At 66.0% G+C, this 24,556-nt stretch carries 20 protein-coding genes and 3 tRNA genes; 4 read left to right on the top strand and 19 right to left on the bottom strand.

The window, feature by feature from the left end; all coding sequences use genetic code 11:
- The 4 genes from AC5P5M_RS08790 to AC5P5M_RS08775 are packed head-to-tail and all read right to left on the bottom strand — an operon-like array spanning nt 1 to nt 5,148.
- Nucleotides 1–669, bottom strand: coding sequence for a MotA/TolQ/ExbB proton channel family protein (locus AC5P5M_RS08790; protein ID WP_053519966.1), 669 nt, complete (start codon nt 667–669; stop codon nt 1–3).
- A 3-nt stretch (nt 670–672) separates the two neighbouring features.
- A complete protein-coding gene (locus AC5P5M_RS08785) occupies nt 673–3,072 on the bottom strand; it encodes a DNA internalization-related competence protein ComEC/Rec2 (RefSeq protein WP_065181235.1) in 2,400 nt (799 codons plus the stop codon).
- Between the two features lie 59 nt (nt 3,073–3,131).
- Nucleotides 3,132–4,475, bottom strand: coding sequence for a sensor histidine kinase (locus AC5P5M_RS08780; protein ID WP_053519968.1), 1,344 nt, complete (start codon nt 4,473–4,475; stop codon nt 3,132–3,134).
- Nucleotide 4,476: 1 nt separating this feature from the next.
- On the bottom strand, nt 4,477–5,148 hold the full coding sequence (locus AC5P5M_RS08775; RefSeq protein WP_065175867.1) for a response regulator transcription factor: 672 nt from the start codon (nt 5,146–5,148) through the stop codon (nt 4,477–4,479).
- A 137-nt stretch (nt 5,149–5,285) separates the two neighbouring features.
- On the opposite strand from AC5P5M_RS08775, the gene AC5P5M_RS08770 reads away from it, so the two are divergent.
- Both AC5P5M_RS08770 and AC5P5M_RS08765 read left to right on the top strand, forming a co-directional pair.
- Entirely contained in the window at nt 5,286–6,053 is a 768-nt protein-coding gene (locus AC5P5M_RS08770) for a MipA/OmpV family protein (protein WP_053519970.1), read from the top strand.
- Between the two features lie 28 nt (nt 6,054–6,081).
- A complete protein-coding gene (locus AC5P5M_RS08765) occupies nt 6,082–6,366 on the top strand; it encodes a hypothetical protein (protein WP_065175865.1) in 285 nt (94 codons plus the stop codon).
- 84 nt (nt 6,367–6,450) lie between these two features.
- On the opposite strand, the gene AC5P5M_RS08760 is transcribed toward AC5P5M_RS08765, so the two are convergent.
- A complete protein-coding gene (locus AC5P5M_RS08760) occupies nt 6,451–6,591 on the bottom strand; it encodes a hypothetical protein (protein ID WP_181452099.1) in 141 nt (46 codons plus the stop codon).
- Between the two features lie 181 nt (nt 6,592–6,772).
- Between AC5P5M_RS08760 and AC5P5M_RS08755 the strand changes: the two genes are divergently transcribed.
- Nucleotides 6,773–7,114: a hypothetical protein gene (locus tag AC5P5M_RS08755; protein ID WP_065181234.1), complete on the top strand. Its 342-nt coding sequence runs from the start codon at nt 6,773–6,775 to the stop codon at nt 7,112–7,114.
- A gap of 93 nt (nt 7,115–7,207) precedes the next feature.
- Here the strand turns inward: AC5P5M_RS08755 and AC5P5M_RS08750 are convergent.
- The 3 genes from AC5P5M_RS08750 to uvrB form a co-directional block, all read right to left on the bottom strand.
- Nucleotides 7,208–7,282 (bottom strand) — tRNA-Val (locus tag AC5P5M_RS08750).
- Nucleotides 7,283–7,379: 97 nt separating this feature from the next.
- Nucleotides 7,380–7,454: transfer RNA gene (locus AC5P5M_RS08745), tRNA-Val, on the bottom strand.
- Between the two features lie 105 nt (nt 7,455–7,559).
- On the bottom strand, nt 7,560–9,584 hold the full coding sequence (gene uvrB, locus AC5P5M_RS08740) for an excinuclease ABC subunit UvrB (RefSeq protein WP_053520440.1): 2,025 nt from the start codon (nt 9,582–9,584) through the stop codon (nt 7,560–7,562).
- 128 nt (nt 9,585–9,712) lie between these two features.
- On the opposite strand from uvrB, the gene AC5P5M_RS08735 reads away from it, so the two are divergent.
- Nucleotides 9,713–10,243, top strand: coding sequence for a GspH/FimT family pseudopilin (locus AC5P5M_RS08735; RefSeq protein ID WP_065181232.1), 531 nt, complete (start codon nt 9,713–9,715; stop codon nt 10,241–10,243).
- A 57-nt stretch (nt 10,244–10,300) separates the two neighbouring features.
- On the opposite strand, the gene AC5P5M_RS08730 is transcribed toward AC5P5M_RS08735, so the two are convergent.
- From AC5P5M_RS08730 to grxD, 11 genes are all read right to left on the bottom strand, one after another.
- Nucleotides 10,301–10,377, bottom strand: a tRNA-Asn gene (locus tag AC5P5M_RS08730).
- A 66-nt stretch (nt 10,378–10,443) separates the two neighbouring features.
- Nucleotides 10,444–10,857 (bottom strand): type IV pilin protein, encoded by a 414-nt coding sequence (locus tag AC5P5M_RS08725; RefSeq protein ID WP_053516619.1) that lies wholly within the window; start codon nt 10,855–10,857, stop codon nt 10,444–10,446.
- 23 nt (nt 10,858–10,880) lie between these two features.
- On the bottom strand, nt 10,881–15,455 hold the full coding sequence (locus AC5P5M_RS08720; protein ID WP_065181231.1) for a pilus assembly protein: 4,575 nt from the start codon (nt 15,453–15,455) through the stop codon (nt 10,881–10,883).
- Nucleotides 15,452–15,940 carry a pilus assembly PilX family protein gene (locus AC5P5M_RS08715; protein ID WP_065181230.1) on the bottom strand — a complete coding sequence of 163 codons (489 nt, stop codon included), beginning with the start codon at nt 15,938–15,940 and terminating at the stop codon, nt 15,452–15,454. Before AC5P5M_RS08715 ends, AC5P5M_RS08720 begins: the two co-directional genes overlap by 4 nt.
- A 7-nt stretch (nt 15,941–15,947) precedes the next feature.
- Complete coding sequence (locus tag AC5P5M_RS08710) at nt 15,948–17,135, bottom strand: PilW family protein (protein WP_065181229.1); 1,188 nt, start codon at nt 17,133–17,135, stop codon at nt 15,948–15,950.
- Nucleotides 17,135–17,602, bottom strand: coding sequence for a type IV pilus modification protein PilV (gene pilV, locus AC5P5M_RS08705; RefSeq protein ID WP_065181228.1), 468 nt, complete (start codon nt 17,600–17,602; stop codon nt 17,135–17,137). The genes AC5P5M_RS08710 and pilV overlap by 1 nt, the downstream gene beginning before the upstream one ends.
- Complete coding sequence (locus tag AC5P5M_RS08700; protein WP_065181387.1) at nt 17,599–18,117, bottom strand: GspH/FimT family pseudopilin; 519 nt, start codon at nt 18,115–18,117, stop codon at nt 17,599–17,601. The genes pilV and AC5P5M_RS08700 overlap by 4 nt, the downstream gene beginning before the upstream one ends.
- A 162-nt stretch (nt 18,118–18,279) precedes the next feature.
- Nucleotides 18,280–19,668, bottom strand: a complete 1,389-nt coding sequence (gene ppnN, locus AC5P5M_RS08695; RefSeq protein ID WP_065175860.1) for a nucleotide 5'-monophosphate nucleosidase PpnN — start codon at nt 19,666–19,668, stop codon at nt 18,280–18,282.
- A gap of 252 nt (nt 19,669–19,920) precedes the next feature.
- Nucleotides 19,921–23,154 (bottom strand): TonB-dependent receptor, encoded by a 3,234-nt coding sequence (locus tag AC5P5M_RS08690; RefSeq protein ID WP_164152712.1) that lies wholly within the window; start codon nt 23,152–23,154, stop codon nt 19,921–19,923.
- Between the two features lie 233 nt (nt 23,155–23,387).
- Nucleotides 23,388–24,164, bottom strand: coding sequence for an SDR family NAD(P)-dependent oxidoreductase (locus tag AC5P5M_RS08685; RefSeq protein WP_053516611.1), 777 nt, complete (start codon nt 24,162–24,164; stop codon nt 23,388–23,390).
- Entirely contained in the window at nt 24,161–24,481 is a 321-nt protein-coding gene (gene grxD / locus AC5P5M_RS08680) for a Grx4 family monothiol glutaredoxin (protein WP_053516610.1), read from the bottom strand. Before grxD ends, AC5P5M_RS08685 begins: the two co-directional genes overlap by 4 nt.
- Between the last annotated feature and the right edge of the window lie 75 nt (nt 24,482–24,556).

The following is a 24,556-nucleotide window of genomic DNA, read 5'->3' as shown; positions in this document are numbered from 1 at the left end:
TCAGGCCTTCGCCGGGGCGGGCGCAGCGGCACGTGCAGCCGATGCCGGTGCGGGCGCCATCACGCCGGGACGACCATCGAGCGTATCCAGCAACGCGCTGGCTTCCTGTTCCATCTCCACCACGTAGCCGTGGATCCGGCCCTTGAAATAGCGATGGAACATCAGCGCAGGAATCGCCACGATCATGCCGGTAGCCGTGCAGACCAGGGCCTTGCCGATGCCACCGGCCAACTGGTTCACATCGCCCACGCCGTGGTCGAGGATGCCCAGGAACATCTGGATCATGCCGATCACCGTGCCGAGCAGGCCCAGCAGCGGGCCGGCCGAGGCAATGGTGCCGAGCGCGTTGAGGAACCGCTCCATGCGGTGTACCAGGTGGCGGCCGGTGTCCTCGATACGCTCGCGGATCTGGTCGCGCGGACGATTGCGTGCTTCCAGCGCGGCGGCCAGCAGCGCTCCCAGTGGCGAGTTGGCACGCAGCGTCTGCAGATGGGCAGGGTCGAGCTTGCCGCGCGCAGCCCAGTTGCGCACTTCCTGGCCCAGCCCCGGTGGCAGCACTTCAGCGCGCCGCAGGGACCAGAAGCGCTCCAGGACGATTGCCAAAGCCAGTACGCCCAACAGCAGCAGCGGCACCATCGGCCAGCCACCGGCCTTGACCAGTTCCCACACGTTTCAACCCTCCGGCCCAGCGGCCGCCTGTTCGATCGGCGATAGGATAGCAGCCGACCGCGCCCGCCCAGCGGCATCCCACCACCGGGCCGCGTGGATGCGCTGTTCACGCAGCTGCAGGCCTTGTGCGCCAAGCCATATGCGGATCGCGCCGGATTCGGCCGTAGCCAGCACTTCGGCGCCCACGGCGCGCCAGCGCTGCACCACGTCACGTTTCGGGTGGCCAAAACGGTTCTGGTGCCCGGCCGAGACCACGGCCAGCCGGGGAGCCACCGCTGCCACCCAGGCCGGATCCGAACTGCCCCCGCTGCCATGATGCGGCACCAGGACCACGTCCGCGCGCAGCTCGCCGGGCGCCCGCTCCACCAGGCGCCGTTCGGTCGCCGCGCCGATGTCGCCGGCCAGCAGGATCACGCCATGTGCGCTGGCGATGCGCAGCACGCAGCTGTCCTCGTTGCCGGCCGTCGGCACGTCGGGCCCGGGATGCAGCACCTCGAAGTCCACCCCGTCCCATCGCCAGCGAACGCCGCGATGGCAGCTGCCGGCACCGTCGAGGCTGCTGCCTGGGGGTGCCAGCAGCTCCAGGTGCGGCAGCTGCCTGCGCAGCCGCGGCAGTGCGCCGGTGTGATCCAGATGGTCATGACTGAGCACCACGCGACCGGGCGGCACCTGACCCAGCGCACGTACGGCCGGCAGCAGGACCCGTTCGTCGCCATCGCCACCGATCGCAGGGCCGACGTCGTACCACAATGCATGCCGTGCCGTGCGCACCAGCACCGCCGTGCCCTGCCCGACATCATGCACCAGCAGCTGCACCTCCCCGGCAGCCGGTATGTCACGTGACGGCCATGACAGCGGCAGGCACAGCAGCGCGCCGGCCAGCACGCCGCCGGCCCCGCGCGGCAGCAACCACCAGAACAGGCCCGCCAAGGCCGCTGGCACGGTCCACGCCGGAGCCTCGGCCAGCCACCACATCGCCTGCGGGTGGTCTGCCAGCGGCTGCAGGGCCTGCCAGCTGAGGTCGAACAGCCAGGACGCTGCGCGCCAGGGCCATCGTCCCGCCCCGCTGTACAGGGCATCCAGAGCGGTGCCAAGCAGTGCCAGTGGCACCACCAGCAGGCTCCACCACGGGATGACCGGCAGATTGACCAGAGGCCCCAGGCGCGCGGCGCCTCCGAACAGGGCCACGCACAGCGGCAGGAGGCCGAGACTGGCCACCCCCTGGGCCGCGAAGAAGGCCTGCAGGCGGCTCCCCACACTGTCGGCGCTTGCCGTCGGCAGGCACCACAGCAGCCAGAGCACGCCACCGAAGCTGAGCCAGAAGCCGGCCGACAGCACGGACAGTGGTGCTGGCAACAGCAGCACCAGGGCCGCCAGTGACACGGCCTGGACCACGTCGGGAGGTCGCCTCCCCCCGCGTGCCAGGGCGATCAGCCCGATCATCAACGCCGTGCGTACGGTCGGCAGTTCCGCGCCGGCCACCAGGGCATAGCCGGCCGCTGCCAGCGCGGCGGAACACGCAGCGGCCTGCGGACGCGGCCAATGACGGGCCAGCGACGGCAACAGCCACCACACTGCGCTGCACAGCAGTGCCGCGCAGCCACCCACCAGGCCCACGTGGAAGCCCGAGATGGCGATCAGGTGGGTCAGCCCCAGCGCACGTAACTGATTCCAATCGGTGTCGGACAGCCATCGGGTATCGCCCAGCGCGAGCGCGCGGATGAAGCGCGATGCGGGGCTGGGAACCTGCATTGCAATCGCATCGCTGCTGCGCTCGCGCCAGGCCAGCAGCCCGTCCGGCGCCTGCAGTTCACGCGCACTGCCCGCTGCACGCACCGTGCCGTGACCGGCAATGCCGGCCAGCACGGCATGACGTTCCGCGTCGAAGCCGCCAGGATTGATCCGCGAGCGTGGCGCCCGCAGCCGCAACGGCAACCGCCACTGCGCCCCCGCACGGACCTGATGACGGCCCCCACCCTCAACGCGCGTGCGGGTTCCGGGCCATGGATCGCCCCAGGTGATCTGCAGGCGCTTGCCCGCCAGTGCGGGATGCCCCGGTACATCGCCGACCTGCAGGACGAAACGGGTATGGCCGCCCGCCGTTACCGGCAGATCGACGACGCGCCCGCTGACCACGGCATCGCGGACCGGCATGGCCGGCGGCAATTGCTGCTGCAGCGTCCATTGACCATGCAGGGCCGCCCACGCTGCGCCGAACAGCAGCGCGGCAACCGCGCGGCCGCGCCACGGCAGCGCCCACCCCAGGCCGGCCACGGTGCTCGCCAGCGCGCAGCTCCAGAGCGGTGGCAACGCGGGCAGCAGCACGCACGCCAGGGCGCCGCTGACGAACGCGGCAGTGCAGACCCCGCCAATGGGAGCGGGCAACGGAGTATCGGCGGCCATCGCATCAGCCTGCCGCGTGCTGCCCCTGTCCTCCTATCAGGCAACGACCCGCGCAGCGGTCAGCGCCGCACGCTGCCGCGATGGAAATTGACCCGGAAGCTGGCGCCGCCGCCGACGGCTTCACCCACACTGACCGAGCCACCGTGATGCTGGACGATCTCCTTGACCAGGTGCAGGCCCAACCCGCTGCCACTGCCCGCCGCACGCAGTCGATGGAAGGGCTCGAAGATCGCCTCGCGGTCGCCGACCGGCACGCCCGCGCCCTGGTCGCTGACTTCCAGCAGACCGGTCCGGTCAAGACGTACGCAGATCGTGCCACGCCCGCCGCCATGAACGATGGCGTTGTGCACCAGATTGGCGATGACCCGCCCCAGCGCCAGGCTGTCACCGTGGATCCACACCGGCGTCTCTGGTGCGTCCACCTCGAAACCGTAGCCGGCGCCCACCACCAGCGGAGCCAGTTCGGCCGCCGCTTCGCGCACCACCAGGGCCAGATCCAACCGTTGCATCGCACTGGTGTTGCGATCCAGCCGCTGCAGATCCAGCAGGTGCTCGGCCACGTTGCCCAGGCGAGCAATGTCGGTCAGCAACTGCGATTTCAACTCGCCCTGCGGCAGCTGCGACAGGCGCGCCTGCACCACGGCAATCGGCACGCGCAGCTCATGCGCGGCATCAGCAAGAAACTTGTCACGCGCCGCATAGCCCTGCTGCACCTTGTCGATGGCATCGTTGAACGCCTCCACCAGCGGTGCTACCTCGGTCGAGACCAGCTGCGCGTCCAGCCGCGCGCCCGGCTGGCCGATGTCCAGTTCCTTGGCCTGCTGCGCGGAGCGTCGGACACCTCGCATCGCGCGGTGGATCACGGTCGGCATCACCAGCAGGGTGACCACGATCAGCGGCAGGAAGAACCACAGGCCAATCAGGCGCAGCACCATCAGCGCGCCATCCAGCAGGCCGCCCTTCGGTGCGCCCCCCACCATCACCGTGATGCGACGCCCGTCCTCGTTGCGGATCATCACCCGCGCCACGTCCAGATAGGGCGGCACCAGTGAACCCAGTTCGGTGGCACCCAGCGTCGGCAGCCGCGCCAGCAGCGGCGCATGGATCGCCGGTACCTTGCCACGCTCGAGCCAGGCTCCCCGGTCATCGACGGCGGCGAACCAGAGGTTGCCACCGGCGCGCGCATCCAGCTTCTGCCAGCGTGCCTCGTCCAGCGCCAGGCCCCCATCCTGGCTGTGCACGGCCTTGGCCACCGCCTCGGCGGTGAACATGTCCATGCCCCAGGAATCCTTGTCACCCCAGGTGAGGATCAGTGCGACCACGGCGAACAGCACGGTGAACGCCTGCGCCAGGAACAACCGCCAGGCCAGGCCGAGGGTGATCGATCGGATCGGTCGCGCCATGTCAGGCCTCCGCCAGCAGGTAGCCGACGCCGCGGATGACATGGATCTCCACGCCAGCGCCCGCCTGTTGCAGCGCTTTGCGCAGTTTGGAGATGTGCGCATCCAGCGCGTTGGACTGGATCTCGTCATCGAAACCGTAGACCGCCGCCTCCAATGCGCTGCGCGTGACCGTGCGCCCCTGCCTCATCGCCAGCGCCTGCAGCACCAGCACCTGGCGGCGCGGCAGTGCCAGTGTCTGGCCCTGCACCTGCGCCTGCAGCGATTCGAAGTCGAATTCCAGCTGCCCGAGCCGCAGGCTGGGAGTGACCATCGCCGATGGCCGACGCGATACCGCGCGGATGCGTGCCATCAGTTCTTCGATCGCCACCGGCTTGACCAGATAGTCATCGGCACCGACATCCAGGCCCTCGACCTTGTCCGACAGCGTGCCCTTGGCGGTCAGCATGATCACCGCCAGATTCGGCCGCAACGTGCGTGCGGTGGCGACGAAGGTGGCACCATCGCCGTCCGGCAGCTGGCGGTCGAGCAGCATCAGCTGGTGCACCGGTTCGCGCAACGCGATGGCGGCTTCGGCGAGGCTGCCGACCACGTCGGCGACCACGCCCTGCCGCTCCAGCCCGGACTGCAGGGCCCGCGAGAGGTCGGGATCATCTTCGACCAGAAGAATGCGCATGGAGGTCTCTGCTGCGGGAAACGGTTCGGATCATTGTGCCAGCCAGGGCCCCGTCGCGCTCCGTATGCATCGACGCAATGTTGCGACAATGTTGACACCGCAGCATGCAGCCTCATCCCCTGCAAAGCTGTCGATCGATGCCCTTGTCGCCCTCTGCCCTGCTGCGCCCGATGCTGTTCTCCGCCGTGCTGTCGATGCCGCTGCTGGCCCAGGCGGCGGAACAGACACCCGGCGTGAAGGCCGGGATCACGGTCGGCGCGACATCGGGCGCCTACGCGCACTACGACGTCAAGCCATTGGTCGTGCCCGCCCTCTCCTGGCAGGGCGAGCGCTTCTTCGCCAGCCCCGGCTCGCTGGGCATGTACCTGTACAAGGGCGAGGGCCTGCGCCTGTCGGCGGCGCTCACGCCCTACACGCTGCGCTTCAAGACCGATGACGTGAACGATCCACAGCTGCGCCGCCTGCACAGCCGGCAGATGTCGGCGATGGGAGGCATCAATGCCGAATACAGCGCCGACTGGGGCATCGTCGAAGCCAGTGTGATGCGCGAGATCAGCGGCCATGGTGGCGGCCTGGAATCAAGCCTGTACTACAGCTATCCGCTGCAGGCCGGTCGTTTCACCTGGGTGCCGAGGGCCGGAGTGGTGCATTCCAGTGCGCGCCTGCTCGATTACTACTACGGCATCAGCGACGAGGAAGCACTGCGTTCGGGCCTGGCCGCCTACAGCCCCGGCAGCGCCACCTCGCCGAGCGTGCAGATCGCGGTCAGCACGCCACTGGGCAGCAGATGGCGCGCCACCGGCGTAGTGGCCAACCAATGGTTCGGCGATGCGGTCAAGGACAGCCCGATGGCGCGCCGTGGCAGCCAGACATCCGCCTTCATTTCCCTGATGCGTTCGTTCTGACCGAGCGCTCCCCGGACGAGGAATCCCCATGGCCTCACCCAGCCCCGCAGCCGATGCGCACGCGATCCTGCGCGCCCCCGATCTGGACAGCGCCGAACGCGCGTATCTCGGCCTTCTGCCGGACCTGGACCACGTCGATGCACTGACCCGTCGTGCAGTGGGCCTGTCGAAGGTAGCCGACGCGGCACGCGGCTACGCCCTGTCGATGACCCTGATCGGCCTTCGCCTGCAGGAACTGGAGATGGGTGAGCCCTGCACAACGGAGCACCGCCAGGCGACACTGCGCAGCCTGCGCCAGGCCTTCAGCGCCTGACCGCCCCCCAGAACGGCACCCTTCCGTAGCCGATGCGGGCCACGCGTGTCCGAGTGTGCGGCACGCCGGCACGCAGGTGCGCCATCAGCGGCAGGTCGTCCAGGCCAGCACGGCACACAGGATGGCCACCCAGACCACGGCCTTGAACGTGCCCGCCAGCATGTTGCCGCCGAACAACAGTTCGAGCAGCGGGTTGGGCCTGGAAACGGGAACGTGATCGCTCATCGCAGCTGCTCCTTGTGATGGCCGCGATTGCGCGGTCGCCGCAAGTCTACGCCTGCCCGGTGCGGATTCATCGGCGCCTGGCTGCGTTTGGCGGCTCAATCCCGGTGTTCGTCGCAGGCCGGCTGTGGTCCCGGCGGCGAAGTGCCAGTCTGCCTGCACTTTCCCGCTGGAGCACCGTGCCATGCCGATGCTTGCCCTGTTGCTGCTGTGCGCTGGCGCGTTCGGTCACGCCACCAGTGCCGACGAGCCCGTGCTGGTCGATCTGCCCCTACAGTCCGGATCATCGACGAGGGTGGCGCAGCCCGCCATGCAGCGCGAACTGGAACCTGCGAGCCTGCGGCTCTTCCACCTGCGCCAGGATCGACTGCTGCGGGTGGGACAGCAGTGCCTGTCGCAGGAACAGGCCGATGGCCATCGCGAAATCGTCGGCGAGGCACGCATGATCCAGCTGTGGGAGCGTATCGATGGGCACTGGCGGATACGGCGGACGCTCGTCATTGACCACCGGGCCACGCGGACGTGACATCACGCGGCCATTGCATGCGCCCATGAAAAAAGCCGGCGATGGCCGGCTTTTCGTATTACCACCGCTGCACCGGCAGGGCCGGGAGCCAGGTGGTGGGCGGTACAGGGTTCGAACCTGTGACCCCTACCATGTCAAGGTAGTGCTCTACCGCTGAGCTAACCGCCCATCGTGTTCCTGCGGCCCGCCAGCGGGCCTCTTTACGTAAAAACCCGGCGCCAGGGCCGGGCTTTCAATTCACGACCGCCCTCTTTCGAGAACGTCGTGGTGGGCGGTACAGGGTTCGAACCTGTGACCCCTACCATGTCAAGGTAGTGCTCTACCGCTGAGCTAACCGCCCGTTTGGGGTCTGAACGTCCGCGAATGCGTCGGTGCAGGCCGCGTATATTACGGATGCCGGCCCGGAAGCGCAACACTTTTGTGAAGACGTGCGGCACTGTCGCGTTCAGCCCAGGCTGGCCTCCTTCAGCTGTCGGATCTGGTCGCGGACGCGGGCCGCGTCCTCGAATTCCAGGTCCTTGGCGTGCTGGTACATCTGCTGTTCCAGAGCCTTGAGACGCGCCGCCAGCTGCGCCGGCCCGAGCGCGCGGTAGTCGGCCACATCCTCGGCCACTCCAGGCCTGCCCTTGCCTTTTCCCTTGCGCGATTCCTTCTCGGCCGCTTCGGATCGGGCACCTTCCAGTACGTCGGTGATCGGACGCGCCACCGAGCGCGGAATGATCCCGTGCTCTTCGTTGTACTCGACCTGCTTGGCGCGTCGGCGGTCGGTCTCGTCGATCGCGGCCTGCATCGAACGGGTCACCTTGTCGGCATACAGGATGGCCTTGCCGCGCACATTGCGGGCCGCACGGCCGATGGTCTGGATCAGCGAACCGGTGGAGCGCAGGAATCCCTCCTTGTCCGCGTCCAGGATCGCCACCAGCGACACCTCGGGCATGTCCAAGCCCTCGCGCAGCAGGTTGATGCCGACCAGCACGTCGAACTTGCCCAGGCGCAGGTCACGGATGATCTCCACGCGCTCGACGGTGTCCACGTCCGAATGCAGGTAGCGCACGCGGATGCCATGCTCGGTGAGGTACTCGGTCAGGTTCTCGGCCATGCGCTTGGTCAGCGTGGTAACCAGCACGCGGTCGCCAGCCTTGATGCGCTCGTTGGCCTCGCTCATCAGATCGTCGACCTGGGTGGCGACCGGGCGGATCTCCACCATCGGGTCGATCAGGCCGGTCGGCCGCACCACCAGCTCGGTCACTTCGTCGCCCGACTCACGCATTTCATACGGGCCTGGCGTGGCCGACACATAGATGCTGCGCGGCGAGCGCGCTTCCCACTCTTCGAAACGCAGCGGGCGGTTGTCCAGCGCCGAGGGCAGGCGGAAGCCGAATTCGACCAGGGTTTCCTTGCGCGACCGGTCGCCCTTGAACATTGCGCCGATCTGCGGAATGGTCACGTGCGATTCGTCGATCACCAGCAACGCGTCGGCCGGCAGATAATCGAACAGGGTCGGCGGTGGCTCGCCAGGGCCCTTGCCGGTGAGATGCCGCGAGTAGTTCTCGATGCCGTTGCAGTAGCCGACCTCGGCCATCATCTCCAGGTCGAACTGGGTGCGCTGGGCAAGGCGCTGCGCCTCGACCAGCTTGTTCTGTGCGTAGAGCTGCTCAAGCCGCTCCTTCAGTTCCACCTTGATGGTCTCGATCGCCGCGAGCACGCGTTCGCGGGTCGTCGCATAGTGGGTCTTCGGGTAGACGGTGAAGCGCATCAGGTTGCGCAGGGTTTCTCCGGTGAGCGGATCGAACATCGTGATCTTCTCGACCTCGCCATCGAACAGCTCGATGCGCAGCGCCTCGCTGTCCGACTCCGCCGGGAACACATCGATCACTTCGCCGCGCACGCGGAAGGTGCCGCGCTGCAGTTCGTATTCGTTGCGGGTGTACTGCAGCTGCGTCAGATGATTGATCAGGTCGCGCTGGTCGATGCGTTCACCCTTGGACAGGATCAGGCGCAGCGACAGGTAATCCTCGGGCGCACCCAGGCCGTAGATCGCCGACACGGTGGCCACCACGATCGCGTCGGGCCGCGACAGCAGGGTTTTGGTCGCCGCCAGCCGCATCTGCTCGATGTGCTCGTTGATCGAACTGTCCTTCTCGATGAAGGTGTCCGACGACGGCACATAGGCCTCCGGCTGGTAGTAGTCGTAGTAGCTGACGAAATACTCCACCGCGTTGTGCGGGAAGAACGCCTTGAATTCACCGTACAGCTGTGCGGCCAGCGTCTTGTTCGGCGCCATGATCAGCGTCGGCTTCTGGATCTGCTGGATGACATTGGCGATGGTGTAGGTCTTGCCCGAGCCGGTCACACCCAGCAGCGTCTGCTTGGCGATGCCGGACTCGAAATTGCTGGTCAGCTTCGCGATGGCGTTCGGCTGGTCGCCCGCCGGTGAATACGGCGAGACGAGTTCAAAACTGTCGCTCATGATGTTGCCAGATCCCGGGAACGGCCAGTATACGGGGCATCCGGTGACGGCCGGCTGAGGGGAAGCCGGACACCCCGACGCGCCAACCTCCAATGGAGACCGGCCGGCGGGGCCGGCAGGCTGGGGGCATGCTCCAGACCCTCTGCAAACACCCCGCGCGCAAGGCCCGGGGGCTCCACCTGCCTGAAATGCTGGTGGTCCTGATGATCCTGTGCGTACTGCTGGCTGTGGCCTGGCGCCCCTGGCAGCGCGCGATGCGCCAGCTGCAGGCCGAATCCCTGCGTGCCCAGCTGGTCGGCAGCCTGTCGCTGGCGCGCAGCACCGCCATCACCGAGGGACGCCCGGTCACCGTGTGCGGCTCCGGCGACGGCAGCCGCTGCGACAACCGCTGGAGCCAGGGCTGGCGCGTTCAGGTTGAGCCGCGGGTGGCCAGCGGGGGAATGACCACCCTGCTGCACACCCAGGAGAACCGCCATCGCCATGTGGAACTGCGGGCGAGCGACCATCGCGCCCACATCCGATTCCGCGCTGACGGGCGCAACGCCGGCACCAACCAGTCCATCGTGCTGTGCGTGCAGGGCCTGGAACACAGCCGCGTGATCATCAACATCCCCGGACGGATCCGGAGCCTGCGCCCACGCGTGCCTACGCCCTGCTGATCCCGCGCGGCATGCCCCAACGAAAAAAGCCGCGATTGCTCGCGGCTTTCTCGAAACTGGCGCCCGAAGTTGGACTCGAACCAACGACCCCCTGATTAACAGTCAAGTGCTCTAACCGGCTGAGCTATTCGGGCGGGGTGCGCATTCTAGCCAATTCCAGAAGTGGGGTGCAAGCCCCTTCCACACTCGCCGCTGCCGTCTTACCAGCACTCCGGGTTGGTCTTGCTGTCCGGCGTCTTGCGGCCCGCCTGATCGAGTGTCAGCGTGCCGCACGCGTCCTTGTCCTGGCCGGTTTCCGGAACCGCCTGCAGGGTATAGGTCCCGGCGGTCGCCTTGCCGTCGAACGATATGGCATAGCGGGCCGAGCCCTGCCGCGGCGACTGGCTGAACGGCAGCGAGAATCCGTCGTAGCTGTTCTGCACGGTGTGATGCCGCTCGAGCAGCTGCGCGATCTCGACCAGGTCAGCCTTGGCCATCGCGCGGTGCGTCTTCAGCACATGTCGCTGGTAGGAGGGCAGCGCCACAGCCGCAAGTACCGCGATGACGGCAACGGTGATCATCAGTTCGATCAGGGTGAAGCCCGTTACCTGCTGTTGTCTGCTGGATGTGCGCATGGCAGCTCCCGTATTCCTGGTAGTCATCGGATCTGGCGCCACGACTGGCGACCACAGGCTCGCTGGCCATACGCAGTATCCGCGCCCGGCGTGTTCAGAGCCACGATGCAGCGGTCCAGCGATCCATCGACCGTGCACTTCGGATCGCTGGGATCGCAGCCCTTCAAGGTGGTGCTGTTGACATTGGTGGACAGCACGGGGGCACCGGTTGCGATGTCTCCGCCGCGGGTCAGCGCACCGGCACCGCAGTTGGCGCCGCACAGCGCGTTTCCGCCGACCTCGTCGGTCAAGCCGCTCATCGCCGGCTGGCCGGTCAGCATGTTCAGGCGATAGCGCCAGTTGGTGCCGCCGCCGGTGCCGCAGACCGCCTGCCCGGGCACATAGGTGGTGAACATCACCGCGCCGCCCTGCAGCGTCGGATAGCCGAAGAAGCGCTCACCTTCCACATCGGAACCCACGATCAGGTCGACGTACCAGCCGCGCTTGCTCGCGTAGTCCACGCCGTTGCCCGACACGTCACGGAAGCCGGCACCATTGGCACTGACGGTCTGCCCCACCAGCGAATCACGGCTGGAAATGGCAGTGGAGAGGTTGTCCCAGAGCCCATACAGCGTCTGCACCGGCGAATTACGGGTCACTGCATTGTCGTCAGCGGTGAAGTAGCGACCGGTACCGAAGAACAGGCTGACGCCACCGCCCGGCCCCGCCGAGACTTCGATCGCGCCGGTAATCGGCTGGGCGACAGCGCTGCGCACTGCGGTGAACAGCGGCGTGCCGTTGAGGGCCACATTCCAGGCGCTGGGATCACCGCCACGCAGGTCGAAGCGCCACATGTTGCCCTGCATGTCGCCGCCATAGACGGTATCGGCCAGGCCACTGCTGTTGTGCAGCGCTACCGCGGTGACATGGTTGAGGCCATTGGCGACTGCGTACTTGCCCGCCGTGGGGTACACGCGCTTGAGGATCTCGCCGGTGCGGATGTCGACCACATAGAGCACCGGTCGGCCGGTGCTGGAATTGACACCGTTGCCGAACAGGGCGACGAACCGGGGCGGACTGTCCGCGTTGGGGCCGGCGACGGGCACCACGACCGGCTTGCCCATGACGAAGCCCAGGTCCGACTCGGTCTTGCCGGAAATCTCCCACAGCACGTTGCTGGCGGTGAACCCGGTCGGATTGCTGATATCCAGGGCGAACACCGAACCGTTGCCCACTGCCGTGGCCGACGGCCCGCGCGACGCGCCGCCGCCGCCGGTCGAACCGACCAGTACCGTGCGCCATGCATCGCCGTAGTAGACGTCCGACGAGGTCAGTCCGCCGTCCACGTAGTAGCGATGTCCATAGGTGGGGTTGGCCAGCTCCGCCATGTGCTGCAGCGAAGCCGATGGAATGAAGGCGAACTGCTCGCTGCCCGCCGAGGTGCCGGTGCTGGCATTGAAGCCATGCAGCATGCCGTCGTTCGCACCGACGTAGACCATCGAAGGTGGGCCACCGTTTGCCACCTTGGTCGCCAGGTAGGCCCGATAGCTCAAACCGAGCGTGGTCTTCCAGCTCACTCCCCCCTGCGCCTGCCACGAGGTGAAGCCGTAGTCGTCCTTGTTGGACACAATCTCCACGCTGGAATTGACGATATCGCCGAGCAGCGAGCTGCGCGGGCGGAAACCGCTCACCGGTGAGCCGCGCAGGTAACTGACCAGATCCGCCACGGTGTGCGAACCGAACCAGTTCGGCACCGTGTTGAGCCCCATGTTGCCGAGCTTCTCGGCGCGATCACGCCCGGGAACGTTGTCGGCGGTGAAATCGGCCGCTGCCACCGGCACCAGTTGGTTGGACGTGTTCACATAGGTGGGTGCGGTCGACATCACGATGGTCCGCCCGGAGGCGCTCATCTTGGTCGACGCACGCCACAGTTCAGCGCCGGCGCCTCCGGTGCTCGTGGTCTGGCTGGCGATGACATCACCGGTCCAGTCGTTCGAGCCCGACGGCACCGTGTAGTGCGCGGACACGGTGAAGGAGCCGGCGTTGACACGGGCGCCGGTGCCGCTGCCACCGACCGGGGCCTCGCCAGCCGCAGCGCTGTCGAAGATCGATTCCAGCGCGGACTTCAGCTTGGCCGGATTGCGTGCCAGGAAGTAGTTGTCCGGTACACCAGGCACCTTGCTGTCCCACTTCTTGCCTTCCGGCACGCCGTACTTGGCGGCGTACCACAGCGGGCTTTCCAGCTGCCCGGCCTGACCGGTACCCAGCTTGTAGCGCACCACGACCGCGCCGGTCCAGGTAGCCGGCGGATCGGCGCTGGTGCTCAACACCGAACCATTGCGGTTACCCGGACGCAGCACCAGCCGCTGCACGTTGTCAGCCGCATTGGAGCCCACGATCGTGTAGCCGGTCAGCATCGCGTTGCCTGCATAGGCGGACAGGTTCTCGATGCGGACCAGCACTTCGTCTTCGCCGACCTTGTTGCGAACGGCGTTGTTGTTGCATTCACCACTGTTGGAGCGCCAGCAGATGTTGCGGAATGGCGTCGTGCCACCGTCGCTGCAGGTGCTGCCTACGCAGTAGCTGAGCATGGAGACCACATCGTTGTCGTGGTCATTGCCCCACAGCGAATCCTCCCAGACCAGCGAGAAGCTGCCGGCCTTGCCATCGGCACGATAGTCACGGCCATAGACGTAGTTCGGCGATACCGCTGACCGCTTGGTACCAATGCCGACCGAGCCGAGGAAGCAGCTGCGCCAGCCGCCACTGTTGATACCGGCCCCTTCGCTGTTGTTGGCCTGGCACAGGGGCGCCAGGGTGATCTTGCCGTTGCCCACCGGAATCTCGAACTTCGGCAGGCTTTCGGCCATGGCCACGGTGTAGGTGGTGGCGGTCAGCTTGTAGGTGTTGGGTTTGTCCTGCACGCCCGGGCGCAGATCAGTCTCGGCAGCAGCTTTGGCCAACCCCGAGATCAGATAACTGCCTTCCGTGGACGGCACGTCCGGGCAGATGCCGCGCACGAGCGACAGACCGGTGACCTTGGCCGCCCGGCAGATGTCCTCATGGGTATTGATCGAGGCATAGCGCTCGGTCAGGCCCACACGGCCTGCCATGTAGCTGCCACCGGTGATCTTCTCCAGGTTGCCGATCGCATCGGTGGCCGCCGCTGCCGTGGTCAGGCCGTTGACCGTACCGATGTTGTCGCTGTCGAAGGACGGCAGGCCCGAGGACATCACCAGGATGTTGCAGGTGGCGCAGTAGGAGTTGCCGCCGTTGTTCGGCGAGCGGTACGGATCTTTCCACGCCACCGAATTGGGCAGGCCGCTGAGATCACCGGTGGCACTGTAGATCCCCTTCGTTTCACCCTTGATGTAGCGCAGCGCCTCGGCATACATCTCCGCCAGCGGATTGCCCCAGGCACTGCAGTTCTTGGACGCATTGCCTGGATCGGTCAGATTGCCGTTGCCGTTGAAACCCTGCCGATTGAGGATGCTGTAGGCGTTGCAGTCGTTCCAGTTGTCCTTCCAGTTCCACTGGTCGATACGGAAGTTGGAGATCGTATTGATGATGCCCTCTGCCCCGCCCGTCAGCGTGTTGCAGAACTGGCCATTGGACAGGTTGATCTCATCGCCGGCCGCACAGAAGGTCGTGCCGTTGCCGGCGATCTTGCCGATGTTGCGGCGGACCACGCCACCATCGCGCGGATTGACATAGGTGCCGGTGACCAGACCAAACCGCAGTCGGCCACTTTCACCATAGGACTGCAGCAGTCCCGCCGGTTTCAGGTAGTCCCGGGTGCCGTCGTTGTACTTGCGGCAGAACGCCTCTTGGAAAGTTCCTGAACCGGTGGCGCAGACCTCGACGCGTACATTCAGATCAGTCGCCGAACCGGGGGAGTCATCCTTGCCCTCATCCGTGCGCCCGGTAATGCACTGCCGCCCGGCAGTCGAGGCCCATTCACCCCAGCTGCCGCTGGCAACACGCATCAGCGGCGCGCCGGTGGCACTGATGCTGGCGTTGCAGAACGACATGGTCGTCTTGTACGGGGTGAAGTTGTTGATGTCGGCGCCGCTGTAGACCTTGACCCAGGCATGCAGGTCGTTGGGAATCTGCGCCCGCTCCAGTACCGTCTTGCTGGCGGTATCGGTGATGCGATGGCCGCCGTACAGCACGTAGCGCATCACATCCAGGCGGCTCATGGTCGCCCAGTTGAGGAAGTTGCCCGACCAGGTACCCGAGCAGGTGTGCCTTTGCGTGCCGGTCGCCTGGGCCGTGGCCTTGAACTGGCTGCTGCTGTACGTGTAGCAGAGATTGGAGTCGAAGTACCCGGAATAGTCGAACTTGTCCTGGTAGGTGGTGTCGAGCGTGCCGTCCTCGTCCAGATCGCTGTAGTCGCTGTAGGCCTTGTTGAACAGCTGCTCGTCGCGCGACATCACCATCATCATCAGCGGCGGCTGTGTCTTCTTGCTGTAGAGCGGCTCCTGCGCGATGTCATAGTCGCCAAGCGCAGCGAACAGCGGATAGACCAGTGCGCCCACGCCCACCAGCACGGCAGCGGCGGTGCCTGCACGCAGCCACGGGGAGGAGACAAGGCGGGAGAATCGGCGCGGAGTATTCATGGAATGAAGATCGTGTCGATGACGGCGCTGGAAGAAGGATTGGCCGGATCGTCACTGGCCAACACGGTGATCTGGTAGATGTTCTCGGTCTCTTCGTTCTTGCGCCGCCCCAGGCCCAGCGGCCCGACCGGCACGCATTTGTCCAGGCGGCGGGTATTGATCGCCGTTGCCGTGGTCTTGCCATCGGCCCAGGTCGCCGGGTCGAACACCGGGCTGCACTCTTCCTGGTTGGCCTCGAAGATCTTGCCGCTGTCGATGACAGCCTGGATCGCCGCTTCCTGCGAACGCACGTCGGCCTCGGCGTTCTGGAACGCCTGGTTCGAGCGCAGGTAGTTGGCGGCCATGCGTTCCTGCATGCCGGTCACCTGCATGCCGGCGATGCCGATCAGGGCCAGCAGGATCAACATGATCAGGGCGACATACAGCACCGCGCCGCGCTGTTGGCGGTGCGATGCGAAGGAGGGGGGGCGCGGGCGCGGATGCATGGTGGCCTCAGTTGCCGAAGAGGCGATTGCGGAGGGCGATGGTGGTCTGGTAAACGGCGCGCATGCGGCCGTCCTCGGGCGCGGTGAATGTCACGCCCATCGAGGTCAGTACCGCATTCTGGTCGGCCTGAGGGGCTGCCGAGGGATCGGGACTGGCCATCACCAGGCCCATCTGCACGGCGCCCACGCGCCGCCAGGCGTTGATGTTGGGATTGGCCGATGCCTGCACGGTGGCAGCGGTACCCTGGCGATCAATGAAGCCGGTCGGGTAGGCACTGGTCAGGCGACGATCCTGGCCGTACAGCAGCTGCATGTTCTCCACACCCTCCACCAGGGCCTCAGGCGCGCCGGCGACCAGCGCACCGTTGGGCGTGGCGTTGAAACGCACACGGTACAGTGAGGAACGTGCGCTGGCAGCGTCGTAGCCCACGTAGTACACAGCGCTTTCCGCACGATGCAGCATCGCCTGGCCTGCGGTCACCGGACGGATGAAGTTGCTCGCATTGTTCGGTGCATCGCCGAAGGTGATCGTGCCCCCTGCCTTGTCGATGCTGCGCGCCTGGAAAACGGTGGCGCTGGCGCAGTCGGCAGCGCCGTACAGCCCGGAATCGGCAACGCCACTCTGCAGCACGGCGAGTCGCGTCTTGTCGAAACTGAAAACCGGCTGCGCGACGGTACCGCCGGAAGCCGTGACCGGCACGCCGTCCGGCATCAGGTATCGCAGGGCGACGATGTCGCTGCCGTTGACCCGGTTGGGCAGCGCCGCAGCGAATTCATCGGGCAATGCGGGTGTGTAGGCGGTGCCGCCCGTCGCCGGAGTGGCCGGCAGCGTCACCGCATCGCCGGGTGCCGTATCGGTCGCCTCGTAGCCCTGGATGGATCGCTGGAAGTCCAGCGCCGGATGAGGCGTGGCCGCGAACGTCGTAAACAGCGAGACGCCATCCGGCGACTGCCGGGCCTGATCGTTGACGCAGCCGAAATGACCTGCCATGCGCAGTTCGCGCTGCAGGGTATCCATGGCGAAGCGACTGTTCTCCTGCACGCGCGCCAGGCCATCGGACAGCTGATAGGCAGCACGCGAGGCCGCGAACACCTGGACGACACCGAGCATGACGATCACGCCGATGGTCAGCGCGATCATCAGTTCGACCATGGACAGGCCGGCCATGCGCCGGGCCGGGGAAGGCGCGCGCATCACAGGCGGCTCCCGGCACTGAAGGTGGTATCGCTGGCGTCAGCGTTCCAGCGCTCGTCACCCCACGTCACGCTGACCGTGTACTGGGTGCCGGCACGTGCGACCTTGGCCGTGGCCCCATCCCCCAGCGCCTTGCCGAGACGGCAGGTCCAGTCCAGGGTGAACGCGTCCTTGCCGATGTCGTTGCCGACCGGTGGCAGGCAGTTCTTGGCCGCGGTGGTCGCGGTGTAGTCGCCCACATAGGACGGAGCCATCGAGCGGTTCATCCGCAGCTGATCGAGCATTTCGTAGGTCAGGTTGGTCGCCTGGGTGCGATAGTTGGCGCTCTGCACGAAGCGCACGTTCATCGTCTGCAGCAGGGCGAAACCCAGCAAACCGACCCCCAGCACCAGGATCGCGATCAATACCTCGATCAGGCTGAAGCCGCCCTGCGCTTTGCGCGGGGAACGGAAACGGGGCGTTCTCACTTGCAGTCCTCCTTCAACAGACGCACCTGACCGGTCGGTGACAGGCGCAGCGTGCGCTGCAGCGGCTGCTTGCCGCAGTTGTCCGGGCGCAGCGTCAGGTCGAGCGTGGCATTGGCGCGATTGCGGCCCCGCGGGTCGAAACTCACCGACAGGTCGGGCGTACCGACGGCGACCAGCGCCGAACGCCCGGGGCTGTAGCGCAGGACGGTTTCGCCGGCACTGAGCGCGCCGTCGCCGTTGCTGTCGGCCCAGACCAGCCAGCCATCGGTCCAGCTGTCGCCATCACAGGACGTGCCTCCGGCAGAGGCACACACGCCGCCACCCCTGCGGTTCTTGACCGCTTCACTGCGGGCCAGCGCCATCGACGCGATGAGGTCATTGCTGGTGGTGGCGATGCGGTTGGAGCGGATGGTGCTCTGGAAGCTCGGAAACGCGATCGTCGCCAGCACGCCCAGCACGACCACCGCGATCATCAACTCAACCAGCGTGAAGCCGTTCTGCCGGCGCAAAGACATGTGGACGCTCCCCAGCGTATTGATCGCCACCATGGGCCATCACCCTGCCGCCAGCAAGCGGCGGCAGGATGAACGGTCAATCCGGGGCGACGGGCGTCAAACGCTTGACGAACCGCCCTTCCCCACCGCTGCCGGCGCGATCCCCATCGCGCCGGCACGGTCTCAGGCCAGCACCTGGTAACAGGGCTGGTACTCGCCGGAGATCTTCATCCGGCGCTGCTCGACGAAGGCGCGCAGCAGCGCGTCCAGGGCCTGCATCATGTCCGGGTCACCGTGGATCTGGAACGGCCCGAACTGCTCGATGCGGCGCATGCCATCCTCCTTCACATTGCCGGCAACGATGCCGGAGAAGGCACGACGCAGGTCCGCCGCAAGGGCATGCGGCGCACGCCCATGGTGCAGATCCAGTGCAGCCATGGCCTCATGCGTCGGCACGAAGGGCTGCTGGTACTCCCACGGAATCTCGATGGACCAGTTGAAGAAGAACGAATCCTTCTGCGCCAGACGATGCTCGCGCACGCGCTTGATGCCGGCGGACATCTTCCTGGCCACGGCAACCGGGTCGCCGATGATGATCTCGTAACGCTCGGCGGCAGCATCGCCCAGGGTCAGCCGGATGAAGCGGTCGATCTGCTCGAAATACGGCGCAGCCACGGTCGGGCCGGTCAGGATCAGCGGGAACGGCAGGTCCCTGTTCTCGTCGCGCAGCAGGATACCGAGCAGGTACAGGATCTCCTCGGCGGTGCCGACACCACCGGCAAACACGATGATGCCGTGACCGATGCGGACGAACGCCTCCAGGCGCTTCTCGATGTCCGGCATGATCACCAGGTGGTTGACGATCGGGTTGGGCGATTCGGCGGCGATGATGCCCGGCTCGGTCAGGCCGATGTAGCGCGTCACCGTCTTGCGCTGCTTGGCGTGGGCGATCGTGGCCCCCTTCATCGGGCCCTTCATCGCACCCGGTCCGCAGCCGGTGCAGATGTCCAGGCCGCGCAGGCCCAGCTCGTAGCCCACCTGCTTGGTGTACAGGTATTCGTCGCGCGAGATCGAGTGACCGCCCCAGCAGACCACCAGGTTCGGGTCACCTGGGTTGAGGATGCGCGCGTTGCGCAGCAGGCCGAACACCGCGTTGGTGATGCCTTCGGAGGACTCCAGTTCGGCCGCGTAGGCCGGGCCCATTTCGATGGCCATGTAGGCGAGGTCGCGGACCACGGCAAACAGCAGTTCGGCCACGCCGCGGATGATTTCGCCATCGACGAAGGCCATCGCCGGCGCATTGACCAGGTCGATGCGCACACCGCGATCCTGCTGCGCGACCTGGATGTCGAAGTCGGGATAGAGATCGCGCGCCGCGCGCGGATCATCCGACGCACTGCCGCTGGTCAGCACAGCCAGCGCGCAGCGGCGCAGCAGCTCGTGCATGCCGCCGCCGGAGGCGTCGCGCAGGCGCGCCACCTCTGCCCGCGACAGCACATCCAGCCCACCGCGCGGGTAGATCCGCGCGTCCTGCACCGGCAGCGCACGGGCTGCCTTTTCGTTCGTGGTCATATCCAACGTTTCGCTTCCTTCAAGGTTTCCGACTGTACTGCCGCCCCCTTAAAAAGCAAAACGGCCGGGAATCCCGACCGTTGGATGTGTGCTGACCGCGTTCGCCATTCCGGGACCGCATCTGCGGCATCGGCGCCGCGCACGAAACCGGATGCTACGCCGATGTCGTGGCCACTGCAAGAACTTTCACCCGAACGGGAAACGGCCGGGTTACCCCGGCCGTTTCCGTCTACTGCGTGATGTTCCGACGGATCAGAACTTGTACTTCAGGGTCAGCTGCATCGACCAGCGCGACACGGCAGTGTTGCCCTTGTCGTTGTTGTTTTCCTGGATCGCGGGGTTGTCGGTGGAACCGGTGAACGAGTACACGTACTTGCCGGTCGCCGGGTCGATACCCGCGTAGTTGGCGACGCGACGGGTGGCGTAGAAGCCGTAGTCGTCGATCAGGCCCCACTTCTTGTTCAGCAGGTTGCCGACATTCATGATGTCCAGCGCGATCTCACCCTTGTGGCTCCTCACGAAGCCCGGGAACTCCTGGCTGATGCGGACGTCGAAGGTGTTGATCCACTTGGCACGGTGCGAGTTGGCCGGGACCACGCTGCCACGGTAGGCATCGAGCTCCGGATTCTGCGCCAGCCAGTTGAAGAAGTCCTGCTCCATCTGCGCGCTCTGCACGAAGCGACCACCGACCACCGAACCGAACAGCACGTCACCCGGGCCGCTCGGCACATAGAACAGATCGTTGGTGGTAGCACCGTCGCCGTTGGCATCGTTGTAGAAGATGTAGCTGTACGGACGGCCCGAACGACCTTCGTAGAACAGGCCGACGCGGGTGGCGTTGTCACCGAAGAAGTTGTGCTTCCACTCCAGGGTGCCGGTGATGCGGTCCTTGATCGCGTAACGCGAGTCGTAGGCCACGTCTTCGTTGGCATTGAAGATCAGCGTGTTGTTCCAGTTCGAGGTGTTCTGCGAGCTGGTCAGCGGACTGACTTCCTTGGACTTGGTATAGGTGTAACCCAGCGACCAGCCCCAGTTCTCGGTCAGCGGCTTGGCCAGCGAGAAGGTGGCCTGGGTACCACGACCCTTGTCGGTGTTGCGCATGACCAGCACGTCGCCGATGTCGCTCGGACGGTTGGCACGGTCGGTGGCACGGTTGGTGCCGGTGGTCATGCCGAAGTTGGTGCCACCCGACATGCGGCTGTTCGCCGGATTACGGCCATTCGCATCCCAGTAGATCGCACGACCGTCCTGGCCGTAAGCGGTCGGCGCCGAAACGTCGAGACGGTCGAAGTAGATGCCGTCCTTGACCTTGGTCATCAGCACTTCGGCCGACGCCACGATGCCGTACCACGGCAGCTCATGGTCGAACGCCAGGTTGGCCTTCCACACCGACGGCAGGCGGGTGCCCGGGGCGATGATGTCGACGTTCTGGCGCGCAGCTGCGGGGCCACCAGCCGGAATGTACGGATTGTTGCCGTCCGGGGTGAAGCCGCTGGTCAGGTTGCGCTCATCGTACTCGATGTAGTTCAGGCCGGTGTTCTGGTAGGCACCCGCCAGCCACACGTTCGGGGCAGCGCCGCCGAACAGGCCCACGCCACCACGCAGCTGGGTCGGGCGCTCGCTGTCGAAGGTGTAGTTGAAGCCGACGCGCGGCTGCACCAGGTTCTTGTCGACCAGCTGGGTGTTGTTGAAGCCGTACAGCTGCTCGATGCGCGGGTTGTACAGGCGCTGGCTACTGAAGTCAGGCATGTCGACGCGGACACCGAACATCAGGCTCAGGTTGTAGTTGATGGCCCAGGTATCCTGGACGAACACACCGGTGTTCTTCAGGGTGAAGTCTGCCGGGATATCACTGCGGCTGCCGCCGGCGCGCGGGGCACGCAGCTGGTAGCGCGCGATGCGACCGTTCAGGAAGTCCTCGACGCTGTTGAACTCGTAGACGCCGTTGAGGTTGCGGCCGTAGAAGTTCATCAGGTCGTTCTTCGAGTAATCGAAGCCGAACTTGACGGTGTGATCGCCGATGTACCAGGTACCGGCACCGAAGGCGCTCAGTTCCTTCGATTCCACGATGTTGACGTGCGTGTTCTGCTCGGTACCGACGTACAGCGAGTCGTTACCCGAACGGATGCGGATCTGCGGCATGTCGACCAGCGGAACGCGGTTGGCCGAGTAATCCTTGTGCGAGACCTTGAACTCGGTCGAGAAGTTCTCGGACCAGTCGCTGAACAGTTCGCCCATCCAGGTTTCGTATTCGGTCGGCTGCTGGTACCAGAAGTTGCTCAGCGAGATCGCACTGGTGCTGACCTGCGGGAAGCGGACGACGTTCTGCTCCATCTTGTTGTAGCGCAGGGCCGCACGGTGGTTTTCATTGATGTTCCAGTCCAGCTTGACCGCGTACTCTTCGATTTCGGTCTTGCTGTTCGGTGCCGTCAGGCTGCCCGGGTCATAGCCGAGTCCACCCAGGAAATTCTGGACGTCGGTGATCTGCTGCTGGGTGATGGTGCCCTTGCCGATCGGGGTGTCGCTCAGGCTGATGCCAGCGGCCGAACGCTCGTACTTCTCGTAGTTGCTGAAGAAGAACAGCTTGTCCTTGACGATCGGGCCGCCGAAGGTCATGCCGTAGGTCTTCTCGTCCTCGAAGCCGTTGAACTTCTCGCCACGCAGTTCCTCGCGGACCATGTCCTTGTCGCGGTAGGAACCGTAGACAGTGCCATGGAACTCGTTGGTACCCGACTTGGTCACGGCATTGATCACCGCACCGGTACCACCGGCGATGGTGGTGTCGTAGTTCGCGAGATCGATGTTGATTTCCTGGATGGCATCCATCGACACCGGCTGACGCTCGGTCGGCAGGTTGTTGGAGCCCAGGCCGAACGGATCGGAGGCACTGATGCCGTCGATACGGATCGCGTTGTAACGGGTGTTCTGACCGCCAGCCGAGATCGCGCCGTCAGCCTTGCTGACCTGCGAGATGCGCGGGTCCAGGCGGATGTAGTCCTGGATGTTGCGGTTGGCCGACGGCAGCGCGTCCATCGTTTCGCGGGTCACGTTCGAGCCGGTACCCATCTTGGTGGCGCTGAAGATGTCCAGGCCGCCCGCGGTGGCGACAACATTCACGGCGTCCAGGTTGGTGGCCGCCACGTCGCCGGTCAGGTTGGCATTGACGGTGTTGACCTGGTTCAGGTTCAGGTAGACACCCTCTTCGGTCTTGGTGCCTTCACCCGGCTTGGTGATGGTGATGGTGTACGGACCACCCACGCGCAGGCCGCGCGCGTTGTAACGACCCGACGCATCGGTCGTGGCGCGCGAAACGGTGCCCGACTCGGTGTGGGTGATGGTGACTTCAGCACCGGCGACAGGCTGGCCAGCGGCGGACACGACCTGGCCGCCGACACCTGCAGAGGTGCTCTGGGCGAAGGCGGGAGCGGCAGCAAGTGCGGCCACGAGACCAAGGGTGAGCTTGGACATCCGGAGTGGGTGGGTCATCTAGGGTAGCCTCGATACGAGTTGGCGATGGCGGAAAAAAAGACGCATCCAAGCGGCCTTGCGGGTGGCCGACTGGACAGTGATCTGGGGTTCCCGACCGTGTTGGCTGAAGGCAGCCATAACGGTTAACACTAGATTAACACGCTACGCCATCAATGTGACGGTTGTGCGACAAACGGCACCGGATCGCAACGCAATCATGACGGGATCTTCATCCCGCCTTACGTCGCCCTTCACTCTGCCGGGCGTGCGCTGCCTGCATCCAGGATCTGCCCCCGCCAGGCCGAGCCGGCACTGGACAGCAGGGTCACGGCCGCGGCCGCGGCGGCCTCGGGCCCCTGCGCAGCCGGGTCCTGGTCGATCGAGTAGGCGCGGGCGCGCAGGGCCGTGCGCAGGGGCCCCGGGTACAGGCCGCTGACCCGGACCGGACTGCGGCCCAGCTCATCATGAAGGCTGGCGATCAGGCCGCGCAGGCCATGCTGGGCGGCGCCATAGCCTCCCCAGTAGGCCTGCCCCACCCGTTCCGGCGCATCGACCGTGAACACCAGCGCCGCATCCTCGCGCTGGCGCAGCAGCGGCAGGCAGGCCTGCGCCAGCCAGGCGGGTGCGGTCAGGGTGACGTGGACGGCGCGGGCGAAACTTGCCGGGTCGGCCAGTTCGAACGGGGTCAAGCCCGGAAAGTGGGCGGCGCAGACAAGTAGCCCGTCCAGTCGCCCCAGCTCCGTCTGCAGCGCCTGGGCGAGGTCGGCGTAGTCATCGGGACCGGCCCCTTCCAGATCCAGCGGATACAGCAGGGGCTCGGGACCGGCTGCCTGCACCTGGGCGTAGACCCGGTCCAGCCGGCGCGGCTTGCGCCCCAGCAGGACCACGGTCGCGCCTGCGCTGGCGGCGGCCACTGCGGCGGCACTTCCGAGGCCACCACCGGCACCGGCCACAAGCACCACGCGGTCCTGCAACGGGCGGCCATCGAGCGCCCCGTTGGTCGGTGACGTCGATGGCGGCGCACTCATCCCAGGGTCGCCTCTTCGACGATGCGCTTGAGCTCGCCGGATTCGAACAGCTCCATGATGATGTCGCAGCCGCCGATCAACTCCCCGTTGATGAACAACTGCGGAAACGTCGGCAGGTTGGAGAAACGCGGCAGGTTCGCGCGGATTTCCGGCTCCTCCAGCACATTGACGGTGCGCAGGGAGACGGCGCCGGCAGCCATCAGCGCCTGTACGGCGCGGCTGGAGAAGCCGCACGTCGGGTATTGCGGGGTGCCCTTCATGAACAGCACGAGCGGGTAACGATCGACCTCGGCCTGGATTTGCTGCATTACCGCCACAACCACACTCCTTGCTTCGCCGGACAAACCGACCGCGATGGTCGGCTAGACTGCCCAAGGTAGCCGCCATTGTAA

The sequence above is a fragment of the Stenotrophomonas sp. YJH_SMC_106-19 genome (genome assembly GCF_059368375.1).
This window is presented reverse-complemented; position numbering and strand designations above follow the sequence as displayed.

Excerpts from the sequence above, each read along its gene's own strand:
- AC5P5M_RS08785 (WP_065181235.1), bottom strand. The coding sequence starts at position 3,072 with ATGGCCGCCGATACTCCGTTGCCCGCTCCCATTGGCGGGGTCTGCACT.
- AC5P5M_RS08780 (WP_053519968.1), bottom strand. The coding sequence starts at position 4,475 with ATGGCGCGACCGATCCGATCGATCACCCTCGGCCTGGCCTGGCGGTTG.
- AC5P5M_RS08775 (WP_065175867.1), bottom strand. The coding sequence starts at position 5,148 with ATGCGCATTCTTCTGGTCGAAGATGATCCCGACCTCTCGCGGGCCCTG.
- AC5P5M_RS08770 (WP_053519970.1), top strand. The coding sequence starts at position 5,286 with ATGCCCTTGTCGCCCTCTGCCCTGCTGCGCCCGATGCTGTTCTCCGCC.
- AC5P5M_RS08765 (WP_065175865.1), top strand. The coding sequence starts at position 6,082 with ATGGCCTCACCCAGCCCCGCAGCCGATGCGCACGCGATCCTGCGCGCC.
- AC5P5M_RS08760 (WP_181452099.1), bottom strand. The coding sequence starts at position 6,591 with ATGAGCGATCACGTTCCCGTTTCCAGGCCCAACCCGCTGCTCGAACTG.
- AC5P5M_RS08755 (WP_065181234.1), top strand. The coding sequence starts at position 6,773 with ATGCCGATGCTTGCCCTGTTGCTGCTGTGCGCTGGCGCGTTCGGTCAC.
- uvrB (WP_053520440.1), bottom strand. The coding sequence starts at position 9,584 with ATGAGCGACAGTTTTGAACTCGTCTCGCCGTATTCACCGGCGGGCGAC.
- AC5P5M_RS08735 (WP_065181232.1), top strand. The coding sequence starts at position 9,713 with ATGCTCCAGACCCTCTGCAAACACCCCGCGCGCAAGGCCCGGGGGCTC.
- AC5P5M_RS08725 (WP_053516619.1), bottom strand. The coding sequence starts at position 10,857 with ATGCGCACATCCAGCAGACAACAGCAGGTAACGGGCTTCACCCTGATC.
- AC5P5M_RS08720 (WP_065181231.1), bottom strand. The coding sequence starts at position 15,455 with ATGAATACTCCGCGCCGATTCTCCCGCCTTGTCTCCTCCCCGTGGCTG.
- AC5P5M_RS08715 (WP_065181230.1), bottom strand. The coding sequence starts at position 15,940 with ATGCATCCGCGCCCGCGCCCCCCCTCCTTCGCATCGCACCGCCAACAG.
- AC5P5M_RS08710 (WP_065181229.1), bottom strand. The coding sequence starts at position 17,135 with ATGCGCGCGCCTTCCCCGGCCCGGCGCATGGCCGGCCTGTCCATGGTC.
- AC5P5M_RS08700 (WP_065181387.1), bottom strand. The coding sequence starts at position 18,117 with ATGTCTTTGCGCCGGCAGAACGGCTTCACGCTGGTTGAGTTGATGATC.
- ppnN (WP_065175860.1), bottom strand. The coding sequence starts at position 19,668 with ATGACCACGAACGAAAAGGCAGCCCGTGCGCTGCCGGTGCAGGACGCG.
- AC5P5M_RS08690 (WP_164152712.1), bottom strand. The coding sequence starts at position 23,154 with ATGACCCACCCACTCCGGATGTCCAAGCTCACCCTTGGTCTCGTGGCC.
- AC5P5M_RS08685 (WP_053516611.1), bottom strand. The coding sequence starts at position 24,164 with ATGAGTGCGCCGCCATCGACGTCACCGACCAACGGGGCGCTCGATGGC.